12 protein-coding genes are annotated in these 14,207 nt (G+C 66.8%); 3 read left to right on the top strand and 9 right to left on the bottom strand.

Annotated features, from left to right (window positions below; translation table 11 throughout):
• Positions 1-6: 6 nt before the first annotated feature.
• Positions 7-561, bottom strand: a complete 555-nt coding sequence (locus ABZV44_RS28590; protein ID WP_354842630.1) for a TetR/AcrR family transcriptional regulator — start codon at positions 559-561, stop codon at positions 7-9.
• A gap of 151 nt (positions 562-712) precedes the next feature.
• Here ABZV44_RS28590 and ABZV44_RS28585 point away from each other — a divergent pair, with 151 nt between their 5' ends.
• From ABZV44_RS28585 to ABZV44_RS28575, 3 genes are all read left to right on the top strand, one after another.
• Positions 713-1,507 carry an enoyl-CoA hydratase-related protein gene (locus ABZV44_RS28585; RefSeq protein WP_354842627.1) on the top strand — a complete coding sequence of 265 codons (795 nt, stop codon included), beginning with the start codon at positions 713-715 and terminating at the stop codon, positions 1,505-1,507.
• Between the two features lie 31 nt (positions 1,508-1,538).
• Positions 1,539-2,435 (top strand): SDR family oxidoreductase, encoded by an 897-nt coding sequence (locus ABZV44_RS28580; protein ID WP_354842624.1) that lies wholly within the window; start codon positions 1,539-1,541, stop codon positions 2,433-2,435.
• A 133-nt stretch (positions 2,436-2,568) separates the two neighbouring features.
• Positions 2,569-2,922 carry a hypothetical protein gene (locus ABZV44_RS28575; RefSeq protein ID WP_354842621.1) on the top strand — a complete coding sequence of 118 codons (354 nt, stop codon included), beginning with the start codon at positions 2,569-2,571 and terminating at the stop codon, positions 2,920-2,922.
• 137 nt (positions 2,923-3,059) lie between these two features.
• Here ABZV44_RS28575 and ABZV44_RS28570 read toward each other — a convergent pair whose 3' ends face one another.
• The 8 genes from ABZV44_RS28570 to ABZV44_RS28535 form a co-directional block, all read right to left on the bottom strand.
• A complete protein-coding gene (locus tag ABZV44_RS28570) occupies positions 3,060-3,875 on the bottom strand; it encodes an SDR family oxidoreductase (RefSeq protein ID WP_354842618.1) in 816 nt (271 codons plus the stop codon).
• The gene (locus ABZV44_RS28565; protein WP_354842615.1) at positions 3,872-5,026 is read right to left on the bottom strand and encodes an acyl-CoA dehydrogenase; all 1,155 of its coding nucleotides are present in this window, start codon (positions 5,024-5,026) and stop codon (positions 3,872-3,874) included. The genes ABZV44_RS28570 and ABZV44_RS28565 overlap by 4 nt, the downstream gene beginning before the upstream one ends.
• Positions 5,027-5,732: 706 nt before the next feature.
• On the bottom strand, positions 5,733-7,679 hold the full coding sequence (acs, locus tag ABZV44_RS28560; RefSeq protein WP_354842613.1) for an acetate--CoA ligase: 1,947 nt from the start codon (positions 7,677-7,679) through the stop codon (positions 5,733-5,735).
• Between the two features lie 10 nt (positions 7,680-7,689).
• Positions 7,690-8,841 carry an acyl-CoA dehydrogenase family protein gene (locus ABZV44_RS28555; RefSeq protein WP_354842610.1) on the bottom strand — a complete coding sequence of 384 codons (1,152 nt, stop codon included), beginning with the start codon at positions 8,839-8,841 and terminating at the stop codon, positions 7,690-7,692.
• Positions 8,841-10,631, bottom strand: a complete 1,791-nt coding sequence (locus ABZV44_RS28550; RefSeq protein WP_354842607.1) for an acyclic terpene utilization AtuA family protein — start codon at positions 10,629-10,631, stop codon at positions 8,841-8,843. Before ABZV44_RS28550 ends, ABZV44_RS28555 begins: the two co-directional genes overlap by 1 nt.
• A complete protein-coding gene (locus ABZV44_RS28545; protein ID WP_354842604.1) occupies positions 10,628-11,446 on the bottom strand; it encodes a TIGR03084 family metal-binding protein in 819 nt (272 codons plus the stop codon). The genes ABZV44_RS28550 and ABZV44_RS28545 overlap by 4 nt, the downstream gene beginning before the upstream one ends.
• Positions 11,446-12,210, bottom strand: coding sequence for an enoyl-CoA hydratase-related protein (locus ABZV44_RS28540; protein ID WP_354842602.1), 765 nt, complete (start codon positions 12,208-12,210; stop codon positions 11,446-11,448). The genes ABZV44_RS28545 and ABZV44_RS28540 overlap by 1 nt, the downstream gene beginning before the upstream one ends.
• Positions 12,203-14,206, bottom strand: a complete 2,004-nt coding sequence (locus ABZV44_RS28535) for a biotin carboxylase N-terminal domain-containing protein (protein ID WP_354842599.1) — start codon at positions 14,204-14,206, stop codon at positions 12,203-12,205. The genes ABZV44_RS28540 and ABZV44_RS28535 overlap by 8 nt, the downstream gene beginning before the upstream one ends.
• Position 14,207 lies beyond the last annotated feature (1 nt).

The raw sequence follows: 14,207 nt of genomic DNA, 5'->3' as shown, positions 1-14,207 counted from the left end.
CACCAGTCAGCGCTGCCGGTAGGAGTCGAGCATGCCGAGCGCGCTGGCTACCATCGTGTCCGCGAGTTCGGGCGTACGGCTGATCTTGGTCGGCCAGTACGCGATCGAGAAGAGCATGCCGAGACAGGACTGGGTCGCGATGGCGACCTCCGCCGTCGTGGCATCCGGCAGGCAGCGCCGTACCGCCGCCTCCCAGCCTTCGACATACTTCAGCCGGCGCCTGTTCACCTGCCGCAGCCACGGCTCGACCAGTGAACGATCTTCCCGCTGCGCAACATTGACCAGGTGCCGGTTCGAGATCGCGAACTCGACATGGTGGCGCACCAGCCGCTCGAAATCGCGATCCGGATCTTCGTGCTGAACCCCGGTCGCACGTCCCAGTTCGTCCATGGCCTCGTTGAACAGAGTTGCCAGGATCTCGTTCTTCCCGCCGAAGTGCCGGTACAGGGCCGGCCCGCTGACCCCGGCGCGGGCGCCGAGTTCGTCGACCTTGGTGCCGTGGAAGCCCTTCTCGTAGAAGAGCTCGGCGGCGGCATCGAGAATTTTCCGCTCTCTGTCCATCGCGCCAATCTACACGACGGTTAACCAGCGTTATCAGGATAGGCTATTGCACAAGGTAGTCACCGTTCGACTCTTGATAACGGCCGTTAACTGCTCTACATTAGTCATACGGTCGGACCAAACCGGGTCCGCAGGAAGGATCAACGAGTCAATGACTGACTTCACAGACGTGACGTATGAGGTCGACAACGGCCTCGCCTGGATCACCATCAACCGGCCGGATCGGTACAACTCGTTCCGTGCCCGCACTGTCGACGAACTGGTCAAGGCGTTCAAGAAGGCATGGGCCAGTGACGAAGTGGGTGCGATCGCACTGACCGGAGCGGGGGAGAAGGCGTTCTGCACCGGCGGTGACCAGAAGCAGCGCATGGAGTCCGGTGATTACGGCCCGTCCGACAGCGGTCTGTTCGAGGTGGACGCCCTGCACCGGGTCATCCGCGACGTTCCCAAGCCGGTGATCGCCGCGGTCAACGGGTTCGCGATCGGCGGCGGCCACGTGCTGCACGTGCTCTGCGATCTGACCATTGCGGCAGACAACGCGGTCTTCGGTCAGAACGGCCCGCGTGTCGGTTCCTTCGACGCCGGTTTCGGTAGCGGCTACCTGGCCCGCGTGATCGGTGAGAAGCGGACCCGCGAGATCTGGTTCCTGTGCCGGCGCTACAGCGCGCAGCAGGCCGAGGAATGGGGCCTGGTCAACAAGGTGGTCCCGGCCGACCAGTTGCGCGCCGAGGTCCGGACCTGGGCCGATGAGATCCTGCAGCTGTCGCCGACCGCGCTCAAGGTGCTCAAGCAGTCGCTCAACACCGACACCGAGCACTTCGCCTCGATCGGCCAGATGGCCTACTCGAGCCTGAAGATGTTCGGCGAGACCGACGAGGCCCGCGAGGGCATCACCGCCTTCAACGAGAAGCGCAAGCCCGACTTCGCCAAGTACCGCGGTAATTGATCCCATCACCGATCCGAGAGGACCAGCAGGGATGTCGAATTCCCTTTTCGCTCCCGATGTGCTTGCGGGCAAGCGAATTCTGATCACCGGGGGTGGGACGGGCCTGGGAAGGGGGCTGGCCCGGCATCTTGTGGATCTGGGTGCACAGGTGCACCTGTGGGGACGGCGTCCCGCAGTTCTCACCGAAGCGGCGGCGGAGGCATCGGCGAGCGCGCCCGGGACGGTGCACTGGCAGGCCGTCGACGTGCGACAGGCCGAAGCGGTCGACGCGGCGATGGATGAGATCTGGGCGCAGCACGGGCCGTTGACCGGCGTGGTGAACAACGCGGCGGCCAACTTCATCGCGCCGACCGAATCGCTGAGTCCGCGGGCGTTCGAGGCAGTGACCTCGACCGTCATGGGCGGTTCGTTCAACACCACCCATGCCGCGGGCCGGCGCTGGATCGCCGGCGGCGACAAGGGCGTTGTGCTGTCCACCCTGACGACGTGGGTGTGGACCGGGTCGGCGTTCGTGGTGCCCTCGGCGATGGCGAAGGCGGCGGTCCATGCGATGACCATGTCCCTCGCCGTCGAATGGGCGCGCTACGGTATCCGGCTCAATGCCCTGGCGCCCGGCCCCATTCCCACCGACTACGCGTGGGAGATGTTGAACCCCAATGAGAAGAGCTCGGTCGGCGCGACACAGGCCGACCAGATCCCGATGGGCCGCATGGGCACCGTCGAGGAGCTTGCGAACCTGACCGCCTTTCTGCTGTCCGACGCGTGCGACTACCTCACCGGGCAGACCATCGCCATGGATGGCGGCCAAATGCTCGCCGGGCCGGGCACTTTCGCCGGTCTCACCTCGATGAGCGCCGAGGACTGGGCCGACGCGCGCGAGCGCAGCAAGGCGGCCAGTGCGGCGAGCAAAGCGCAGCGAGGCGTCTGATCGACACTCGCGGTAGCGAACTGGGCGGGATTCGGATCATCAGTCCGATTCCCGCCCAGTTTCTTTGTGTGCGCTGGTGCGACGGACGTAGTCGCCGAGGGGTTCACCGCCCTCGACGTGGCAACATAATGGAATGACCATTCCGCGGAAGCTGCAGATCAAGCCTGGACAGAGTGTCGTCGTGTTGGGCAAGCCCAAAGATGTTCAACTGGACATCGAGTCAGCAGGCAACGCGGGCTCAGCCGATGCGGTGCTCGGCTTTGTGATCAACTCCAACGACCTGGTCGGAGCGGATGCGGATGCCGTGCTCGACGCCGCACGGCGAGATGCTCTCGCCTGGCTGGCCTACCCGAAGGGTGGACAGCTGGGTACGGATCTGAACCGCGACATCTTGACTGCCGCACTCTCGAAGCGGGGCCTGCAGCCCATGCGGCAAATCGCCATCGACGACACTTGGTCGGCACTCCGGTTCCGCCCCAGCAACTGATCGCCGGCATCTCGAGCGGAACCTCGTCAGACGAGTGGTCGATTCACCGTCACAGCGTTTGCTGAGAATTCCGGCCCTGCCGGAAACCGCGGTGCCGACGGCAACCTGCTGGGCAGTTTCCGTCGGCACCGCGCTGTTCAGACCGCGGAGATGCCGCCGTTGATGCTGATCGCCTGGCCGGTGAGACGGCTCGCGGCGGGGGAGCAGAGGAAGACCGCGGCGGCGGCGATGTCATCGGCGACCGGCACGCCGAGATGCGCCTGCTGGGCCGCCTTCGCGAAAAGTTTCGCGCTGAAACCGCCGCTGGTGATGCGTTCAGTCGAGCCGGTCTCGTTCACCAGCGAGGGCGTCAGCACATTGGCACGAATGCCGTCACGCTTCGCCTCGATGGCGATGGTTCTGGTGAACATGACAATGCCCGCCTTTGCCGCGCCGATGACGGCCTCTCCGGGCGTCGCCGACTTGCCCGCGTCGGAGGCCAGATTGACGATGACGCCCTGACGCCGGGTGCGCATCAGGGGTAGTACCGCACTCGCCATGTGCATCGACGGCAGCGCCAGATGGGTGAAGGTCCTCTCGATATCGGCGATCGGGATGTCGGAGAACAGTTCCGGGCGCACCTCGGCCGCCGTGGAACACACCAGGATGTCGATGCCGCCGAGCAGGGCCTCGGCCTGTTCGGCGATGTAGTTCGCCGAGATCGGATCGAGCGGATTGCCCCGGAGGAAGGTCACATCCGAGCCCTCCTGCTCGATCAGCGCCTTCGCGTGCTCGCCGCGTTTCTGGGTCCGCCCGACGATGACGATCCGGGGGACGCCGGCTTCCGCGAGCTGTCGCGCGGTCGCGAGCCCGATCCCCGCGGTGCCACCGACGATCAACGCGCCGCTGTCGGCCAGCTTCTTCGGACCCGGAAGCTCGCTCGCGGACTTACCCGCCTGGGCCGTGGCCGTCACAGCGACACCGTTCCGCGGGTGAAGATGTCCTTGGCGATAATCTTCTTCTGGATCTCGGCGGTGCCGTCCGCGACCAGATACGCCATCACGTCCCGGAACCTTTGCTGTAGTGGGAATTCCACCGAGTATCCGAGGTTTCCGTGAATACGCATGGCCGCCTCGATCGCGTTCTTGGCCACGACCGGAGCCCACCATTTGCTCATCGACGCGAGCGCAGTGTGCGGCTGACCGGTCTCTCGCAGCCACAGCGCCCGATAGCAGGTCCACCGTGCGCCTTCGACATACGTGGCGTGCTCCGCGAGCTGGAAAGAGACGCCTTGGTTTTCAGCGATGGGCCGGCCGAACGCCTCGCGCTGCTGGGCGTACAGCGCGGCCTCCTCGAGGCTCTGCTTGGCGGCGCCCAGGCAGAGCAGACCCAGCGCCGCCCGGCTGAAGTCGAAGTGGTTCATCACGGACTGGAAGCCCCGGCCCGCTTCGCCGACGATGTGCGAGTCCGGCACGAACACGTCCTCGAAATGCAGTGCGCCCCAACCCAATGGCAGACAGCCCATGCCGGGCATATGGCTGCGGCCGACGCCAGGGGAGTCCAGTGGAACGACGAAGCAGCTGACGCCGGACGCCCGGGTGGTCCCGCCTTCACGCGCGTAGACGAGCGCGACGGTTGCGCTCATCGCCCACGAGATGGCGGTCTTCTCACCGTTGAGCTTCCACCCGCCCGGCACCTTGGTCGCGGTCGTGCGCAGGCCGGCCGCATCGGAGCCCGATCCAGGCTCGGTCAGCGCGATCGCGATGGTTTCCTTACCGGCGATGAGCGGCGGCAGGTAGCGCTCCTGCACCTCCTTCGACGCGTAGGCGAGCTGCGAGCCCGACAGTCCGATCTGCACCGGAACCCCCGCCATATTGACGTCGCCATAGGCCAGCGTCTCGGTCGCGAGGCCGAGCAGGATGGGGTCCTCGTGCCCGGTTCCGCCGTACTCCTCCGGCAATCCGATACCCAATACGCCCAGGTCGCCGAGCTTTTCGTAGATATCGAACGGGAACTGCGCCGAGGCGGCGCGTTCCCGGTATCCGGGCAGCAGCACGCGTTGGCTGAATGCCTCGAGGGTCTTGCGGAACTCTTCGTGTTCGTCTGTGAATGCGAAGGAAACCATAGGGGAACCTACCTTCTTTTGGTTAGACCAATACTAACATTGGTCCATAAAGTTCCCTAGTGTCCGTTGTTGCGGATTCGCGAGCCGGAAGATCGCAGCGCCTCGCTGGCCACCCGGCCGCCCATGACAACTGCGCTCGCCGATCGGACTGCTCACCCTATCGGGTCACACCACTTCCCACTCAGGGGGATGCGACAAGAGGTATATGGTTGGACCATTAGGTTTCGAGGTTAGGAGACCTGATGAGCCAGTTGTCCGCCGTACCGGCCCGGGTGCGAGTTGTGCCCCGTCCACACGTTTCGCTCGGTATTTTCGAGCGGCACGCGGTTGGCGTACCAGGGAGGGTATGCCGTGGCTGTGAAGGAGTCCGTCCATGGCCGGAGTGCAATGCCATGTGATCGTGCGGTTTCCGGGCCACGCCCCACTGCATTATCGGGCCGACTGGGCGGCCGCTCGCCGCTTCGCCGAGGCCGCCAATCTAACTGGAACAGTTATGGTCCAGATCGACCTCGATGTGCGAAAAGCACTGCGGCCCCTGCCGTGTCAACCACTCTGGTTATGACCGACAAACCATGTCGCATAACGGACCGGCGGCCCCGAACGCCCATTGGATATTCCGAGTATGGAAGTCGTCTTCGACTTGTGGATGTTGCCGTTTGCCGTGTCCACCATTGGCGTTCGGGTGTTCGCGGATGCAGGGCGGTTGCTATGACCTTTGGGCGCGGATGGATTCGAACACGTTGGGGTCCACCAGGGTTGAGGTGTCACCCAGTTCGCGGCCCTCGGCCACGTCGCGCAGCAGGCGGCGCATGATCTTGCCCGAACGCGTCTTCGGCAGCTCCGGCACCACGTGGATCTCGCGCGGGCGGGCGATGGGGGAGATCTCCCGGGAGACCTCGGCCTTGAGTTCGGTGATCAGGTCCGCGCCGGTGTCGGTGGCCTCGGCGGTGAGGATCACGAACGCCACGATGCCCTGGCCGGTGGTCTCGTCGGACGCGCCGACCACGGCCGCCTCCGCGACGCCGGAGTGGCCCACCAGCGCGGACTCCACCTCGGCGGTCGAGATGCGGTGGCCGGACACGTTCATGACGTCGTCGACGCGGCCGAGCACCCACAGGTCCCCGTCGGTGTCGAGCTTGGCGCCGTCACCGGCGAAGTACCAGCCCTTCTCGGCGTAGCGGGACCAGTAGGTGTCCTTGTACCGCTCGTTGTCGCCCCAGATGCCACGCAGCATGGACGGCCACGGCTCGTCGAGCACCAGGTACCCGTTGGCCTCGGTCTCGCCCAGGGAGACCGGATTGCCTTCCTCGTCGACGACTTTCGCGGAGATGCCCGGCAGCGGGGTCATGGCCGCACCCGGCTTGGCCGCGGCGACGCCCGGCAGCGGCGAGATCATGATGGCACCGGTCTCGGTCTGCCACCAGGTGTCCACGATGGGAGTCCGGTTGCCGCCCACCACATCCCGGTACCAGCGCCAGGCCTCGGGGTTGATCGGCTCGCCCACCGAACCCAGCAGCCGCAGGCTGGACAGGTCGTGCGAATCCGGGATCTCGCGGCCCCACTTCATGAACGTGCGCACCAGCGTCGGCGCCGTGTAATAGATGGTGACGCCGTACTTTTCGATGATCTGCCAGTGCCGGTGCTCGTCGGGGAAGTTCGGGGTGCCCTCGTAGACGACCTCGGTGGCGCCGTTGGCCAGCGGGCCGTACACGATGTAGCTGTGCCCGGTCACCCAGCCGATGTCGGCGGTGCACCAGTACACGTCGCGGCCGGGCTTGTGGTCGAACACGTGGTGGTGGGTGTAGGCGGCCTGGGTCAGGTAGCCGCCGCAGGTGTGCAGGATGCCCTTGGGCTTTCCGGTGGTGCCGGAGGTGTAGAGGATGAACAGCGGGTGCTCGGCGTCGAAGGCCTGCGCCTCGTGCTCGGGAGAGCCGAGCGCGACGGTCTCGTCCCACCACAGGTCGCGGCCCTCGGTCATCGCGGTCTCGATGCCGGTGCGGCGCACCACGAGTACGTGCTCGACGGTCGAATCACCCTCGGCGAGAGCCTCGTCCACGGCCGCCTTCAGCGGGGCCGGCTTGCCGCGCCGCCACTGGCCGTCGGTGGTGACGACCAGCTTGGCCGCGGCGTCGTCGACGCGCTGGCGCAGGGCGCTGGGGGAGAAGCCGGCGAAGACCACCGAGTGGGTCAGGCCCAGACGGGCGCAGGCCAGCATGGCCACGATGGCCTCGGGGACCATCGGCATGTAGATGGCGACCCGGTCACCCGCGGCCAGCCCCAGACCGGTGAAGTAGTTGGCGGCACGCGATACCTCGGCCAGCAGCTCGGCATAGGTGATGTCGCGGGAGTCGCCGGGCTCGCCCTCCCAGTGGATGGCGACCCGGTCGCCGTGCCCGTCGAGCACGTGCCGGTCCACGCAGTTGTAGGCGACATTGAGCTTGCCGTCGGCGAACCAGCGGGCGAAAGGTGCTTCGTCCCAGTCCAGGACGTGACTGAAGGGCTGTGCCCAGTACAGTCGCTGTGCCTGCTCGGCCCAGAAGCCCTCCCGGTCGGCAGCGGCCCGATCGTAGAGAAAGGTATCGCCATTGGCGGCGGCCGCGAACTCAGCGCTCGGCGGATAGGCATCCGCGTGTTCGGCGGTGGCTTCGGTCATGGTGTCTCCATCAGTACGACTTCGGAAGCCGAAGGCTGTGCTGGGCAACGTAATTGAGGATCATCTCGCGGCTGACCGGCGCGATTCGCAGTAATCGCGCCAGCCCCCACTGGGGGAGCAGCCCGTATTCGGTGCTGAGCCCGTTTCCGCCGTGGATCTGAATGGCCTGGTCGGCGGCGGCCACGGCCGCTTCGGCGGCCGCGTATTTCGCCATATTGGCCGCCTCGCCGGCCGGCAGTCCGTTCTCATACAGCCAGGCGGCCTTCGCGGTCATCATCGCCGCGAGATCGACCTCGATCTTGGCCTTCGCGAGGGGATGCGAGATCCCTTGGTAGCCGCCGATCGCCGATCCCCATACCGATCGGGTCCGTGCGTAGTCCGCGCCGCGTTCGACCGCGAATCGGCCGATGCCCACGCACACCGCCGCACCGGTGATCCGTTCCGGATTGAGGCCGTCGAATACCTGGCGGAAGCCCTCGCCTTCGACTCCGATGAGGCTATCGGCCGGGAGTCGCACCTCGTCGAAGTGCAGAGTGAACTGCTTTTCGGGGAGGCTGATTCCCACCGGCAGCGGGTGTTTGACAAGTCCGGACGCGTCGGTCGGCACCAGGAACAGCGACATGCGGGCCGCGCCGGTGGCTTCGTCGAGCCCGGTGCGGGCGACCACGATCAAAGCGGCGGCCTCGTCGACTCCCGAGATGTAGTACTTGGTCCCCTTCAGCACGTAGTCGTCGCCCGAACGCTGCGCCGTCGTCGATATCCGATGACTGTTGGATCCGGCATCGGGCTCGGTGATGGCGAAGACGACCTTGGTGCCGGCCGCCATGCGCGGCAACCACTCCCGGCGCTGCGCCTCGGTGCCGTACTTGGTCAGCAGTTCACCCGAGATCGCGCTCGAAACCAGCAACAGTAATTGCGGGCACCCGTGGGCGGCCGTCTCCTCGCACACCATCGCGAGTTCCGTCATGCCGGCACCGCCCCCGCCATACTGTTCGGGCAGGTTGATACCGATGAAACCGTGGTCTGCCAGCTCTTGCCAGAGTTCGGTCGTCGGCTCGTGCGCGAGCGCCCGCTCGGCGTAATAGCCGGGCCCGTACTTGCCGGTGATTGCAGCGACCGCACGCCGAAGTTCTTGCTGTTCGGATGATTCAGCGAAGTCCATCAGCAGGCTCCTACCAGCTTGTCGGGAATGTCGGTGTAGGTCGCGCGCAGGAACTCGCCCAGTCCCTTCGCCTGCGGATCGGTCCGGGTGCAGGACGCGACGCCGTCACCCAGGAATCCGACGACCACGAAGTTGAGTGCGCGCAGGTTGGGGAACTCGTAGCGGCGGACCTCGAATCCCTGTGCGTCGGGCACCAATTCGGTGAATTTCTCCACGGTGAGGTGGTTCCGCAGCCATTCCCACCGCTCCGGGGTGTCGGTCCAGATGCCGACGTTGGCCTTGCCGCCCTTGTCTCCCGAGCGGGCGGCCGCCACCGAACCCAGCGGATGCCGCGCGGTCGGGCCGAAATCGTAAGCGTGCGAGGGCGGTTCGTCGCTATCGATCACCCCGCTGTAGCCGTCGTCGGTCTGCGGGCAATGGGCGATGGGCTCGCGGGTGCCGTCGGCATGCACCACCACCTGTTCGACCTCATCTGCCGGTACGAGGGTCGGCCAGTAGACGCCGAACTCCGACGCCGAGGACGGCGGGGTGGTGGTGTGGAAGCCGGCGTATCCGGCGACGGCCAGCTCCAGCACCGCGTTGGAGAAGGCCCGGTCCACCTTGGCCCGCTCGCGGTCCTTCACGGTGATCCGCAGGTGCGCGCACGCTTCGCTCAGCCGGGTCGGTTCGGGGCGGTCATAGCGCAGCAGCTGCACGTCGACGTCGTCGAAGGACTCACGGCCGCCGAGGATTTCGAACAGCAACTCGGTCGCCCAGCGTGCCTTCTCCTCGATATCGAGCCCGGTCAGTACCAGGGTCATGGTGTTGCGGTACCCGCCGAGATAGTTCATGGCGACCTTGAGCCGCGACGGCGGCGGCGAGCCGGTCGCGCCGGTCACCTGGACCCGGTCGGTACCGGACTGGGTCACCCACAGCGAGTTGAAATGCGCTACGACATCCGGATTCAGGTAGATCGGGGAGTCGACCTCGTACAGCAGCTGTGCGGTCACGGTGCCCGGGGACACCAGCCCGCCGGTGCCGTCGTGCTTGGTGATGACGAAGCTACCGTCGTGAGCGAGTTCGACGATCGGTGAACCCGGATAGCGGCGGTCGGTGATCTCGTGGATCTGCGAATAGTTGCCGCCCGTGGCCTGCGGCCCGCATTCGATGATGTGGCCCGCGGCGACGGCGCCGGCGAGCGCGTCGAAATCGGTGCGCCGCCAGTCGTGCCACCATGCGCCGACGCCCAGCACCAGTGCCGCGTCGGTCACCCGCGGCGTGATCACCACATCGGCCCCGCGGGCGAGCGCGGCGGCGATGCCCCACCCGCCGAGGTAGGCGTTCGCCGAAACCGGCTCGACGCCGGACTCTTTCAGGGTGACATCGGTGTCGAGGTGGCGGAACGAGTGTCCCGCCGCCTGCAACTGTGGCAGTTCGGGAATCAGGTCGTCGCCTTCGATGTGCGCGACCGACAGGTCGAGCCCGGCCTCGGAGATGACGGCGCGGACCCGGTCGGCCAGCCCCGCGGGGTCGAGTCCGCCGGCATTCACCACGATCTTGATACCGCGCTCGGCGCAGATGTGCGCGACCTGCTGGAACTGCGGGATGAAGGTCTTCGCGTACCCGGTCTCCGGGTTGCGCTGCTTGTCCTTCCACAGGATCAGCATGGTGAGTTCGGCGAGATAGTCACCGGTCACCACGTCGACCGGGCCCTTCTCCACCATCTCCCGGAACGCGGCCAGACGGTCGCCGTAGAACCCGTACGCGTTCCCGATGCGTATCGGACGCCGCGGGGTGGACTGTCGGCTCATCGGTCGAATTCCCTTCGGGCAGTGGCGGTTCGGCTGGGACGTCCGGGTCCCGGCTCGCCCGCGTAGGCTTGCGCGATCGCCATCCAGGCCGATGCGACATCGCCCTGGATGGTGAGCTCGGTGTCGTCGGGGTGCCGGCGCTGGGTGACGACGAGCACGAAATCCTCGGCGGGGCCGCTGATCCGGTTGTCCGCGTCGGCCGGTCCCCAGGTCCACACCTCGTCGCGGTCGGGTGCGTTCAAGGTGACGTGCACCGGCTCGGCGGGCACCTGCAGCCCGCGCAGCCGATGCGCGAACGCGAAGGTGCTGACCCCGAGATGGGCGATGCTGCGCAACCCGGGGCTCGGGGGCGCCACGACGCCCAGGGTGTCGTAGACATCGCGGCCGTGCGCCCAGGTCTCCATCAGCCGAGCGGTGGCCGAGGATGCCACGCTCATATCCGGCCCGAACCACGGCAGTCGCCGCTTCGGGTCGTCGGTGGTGAACTGGGAGAGCAATCGCTGGCGGGATTCGGTGAACCAGTTGAGCAGATCGCACCGGGTCAGGTGCCGGTATCGTTCCGCTGCCCGGTCCGGGAAGTCAGGTCCGAGCGACGTCAGCTCGGCGGCCTCGACCCGGAACAGATTCGCGTTGGTCATGGCCAGGTGGGCGAAGTCGTCGAAGAAGGCCAGGTGCGAGATCTGGTCGCGGACCGCCCAGCCCGCGGCGGGAGTCGGTGCCTCCCAATCCGATTCCGCGGCCGAATAGAGACAGTCGATGAGCCGGTCGGATTCGCGTTCCAGGTCGCGCAGCAGCGCGGGATAGTCCAAGCCCATCAGATTCCCCTCCATTGCGGGGCGCGCTTGGCGGCGAAGGCCGCCATGCCCTCCTGCGCGTCCATGCTCGTATAGACCGGGGCCCAGATCTCCTCGGCCCGCTCGAATGCCTCGCGCAGCGGATACTCCACCGACAGTCCCATCGTCCGCTTGCCCGCCAGCACCGACAGCGGCGCATTGGCCGCGATCCGAAGCGCCAATTCCTGTGCACGCTCACGCAATTCATCGGGCTCGGTCAGGACGTTGACGAATCCGATCTCATGGGCCCGGCGGGCGGTGAGGGGCGCGCCCGTCAGCACCAGTTCCATCGCGACCCGGCGCGGAATCATCGCCGGAAGCGGTGCGGCCCAGGGGGATCCGCGGCCCACCTTGACCTCCGAGATCGCGAAGGTGGCCGTGGTCGAGGCGACGCACAGATCGCAGGTCTGGGCGAGCAGGAAGCCGCCGGCGAAGGCCGCGCCGTTGACCGCGGCGATGGTCGGTTTGGCGACCTCGATATTGCGCCCGAACTGCGGGACGTAGTCGATCGGCGGAATCGCCAGCTGTTCCTGGCTCATCTCCTCGAGATCGCCGCCCGCGCAGAACGCCTTCTCACCGGCGCCGGTGAGGACGAGGACCTTCGCCGCGTCGTCGCTGTTGAACCGGCGTACCCCGTCGAACAGCCCGTCCCGTACCGCCTTGCTCAGGCAGTTGCGCCGCTCGGGGCAGTCGATGGTCAGCCAGGCCACGCCATCGCAGACCTGGTAGCGCACCGCGTCACTCATCGGCCGCTCCGTCCTGCACGACGGCCAGCACCTGACCCGAATCGACCTGTGCCGCAACCGAAACCGGAATCTTCACCACGATGCCATCGGCGGGCGTGCGGATGGTGTGCTCCATTTTCATGGCTTCCAGCACGACCACCGGATCACCGGCCGCCACGGTCTGTCCCTCGGCGACTTCGATTCGGACCACGGTGCCGGGCATCGGGGCCAGCAGTGATCCGGCCTCCTGGGTATCGCTGGGATCCGGGAACCGTTCGACCTCGCGAAGCTCGGTGGAGCCGAGAATGCTGTCGACGAAATACGTTGCGCCGGAGCGGGTGACGCGGTAGCGCCGCCGGACGCCATCGATGACGGCGTCGAGCAGGTCCGCACCGGCCTCGATGACCTCGAGGCCTTCCGGCTGCCAGTCGCCGACCCGGGCGGTCAGCGTCGAGCGGTCGAAGCGGTATTCGACGTCGATCGTCTCGTCACCGGTCAGAAAGGAGACCGATTGGGGCGCGCTGGCCAGGGTGCGGAATCCGGACGGGAGGCCCGGCAGTACCGAGGTGCGGGTCCGGCGTTCCGACTGGGCGGTGAGCGCAGCCACCAGGGCGTGCACGGCCGCCACCGATTCGGCATTCGCGGGCCGTGCCATCAGCTCGGCCGGCGTATGCCGGTCGAGGTATCCGGTATCGATGGCGCCGGAACGGAATTCGTGCTCGCGCAGGATGCCGATGAGCAGGTCTCGGTTCGTGGTCACACCGTGAACCAGGGTCTCGCGCAGTGCCCGGGCGACCAGGTCGCAGGCCGAGGCACGGTCGGGTCCGTAGCCGATCACCTTGGCGAGCATCGGGTCGTAGAAGGTGCTGACCTGTGAGCCGGAGGTGAATCCGGAGTCCACGCGGATGCCGTCCAGCGCCGGGAACTCGAGGGTGGTCAGGGTGCCGGACACCGGGATGAAGCCCGCCGCCGCGTCTTCGGCGTACAGGCGAACCTCCACCGCGTGGCCGCGTGGCATCGCGTCGATCATCTCCTCCGGCAGCGGCGCGCCGGAGGCAACCAGCAGCTGGCCGCGAACCAGGTCGATGCCGGTGACGAGCTCGGTGACCGGATGCTCGACCTGGAGCCGGGTGTTGACCTCCAGGAAGTAGAACGAGCCATCCTGGGCCATGACGAATTCCACCGTGCCCGCGCCCTCATAGGACAGCGCCTTGCCGGCCGCCACCGCGGCTCGGCCGAGTTCGTCGCGCAGTGTCTCGTCGACCGCTGTGGAAGGGGACTCCTCGATGATCTTCTGATAGCGCCGTTGGATCGAGCATTCGCGTTCGCCGAGGTGCACGACCGTGCCGAAGCTGTCGCCGAAGATCTGCACCTCGATGTGCCGGGGCGATTCCACGAACTTCTCGAGGAACACCGTGCCGTTGCCGAAGGCGGACGCGGCCTCGCGCCGGGCGCTGCGCACAGCTTCGACCAGCTGATGCTGATCCGTCACGATTCGCATACCGCGACCGCCGCCGCCGAAGGCCGCCTTGACCAGAATGGGGAAGCCGATCAGATGCGCTGCGGCACTGAGTCGGTCCGGATCCTCGTCCGACTCGTTCTCGACCGTGGCCCCGGGCAGGACCGGCACCCCCGCGGCGGCCATCATGCGCTTGGCTTCGATCTTCGAGCCCATCGCGGCAATGGCCTCGGGGCTCGGGCCCACGAAGATGATCCCGTCCGCTGCGCAGTCGCGCGCGAATTGCTCATTCTCGGAGAGGAATCCGTATCCGGGGTGAATGGCGTCCGCCCCGGTGCGCCGCGCGGCGGCGAGGATGAGATCGCCGCGCAGATAGGTGTCGGCGGGTGCGGTTCCGGGCAGGTGCACCGATTCGTCGGCCTGGAGCACATGGGGCGCGTCGCGGTCGGCGTCGGAGTACAGCGCCACGGTGGCGATGTCCATCTGGCGGGCGGTGCGGATGACCCGGGACGCGATCTCACCGCGATTGGCGATGAGCAGCTTGGTAATCGAGGGCATG

It is taken from the genome of Nocardia sp. NPDC004860, assembly GCF_040609015.1.
GTDB lineage: Bacteria > Actinomycetota > Actinomycetes > Mycobacteriales > Mycobacteriaceae > Nocardia.
The sequence above is the reverse complement of the archived record's forward strand: the minus strand, read 5'-3'. Positions and strand labels throughout refer to the sequence as shown.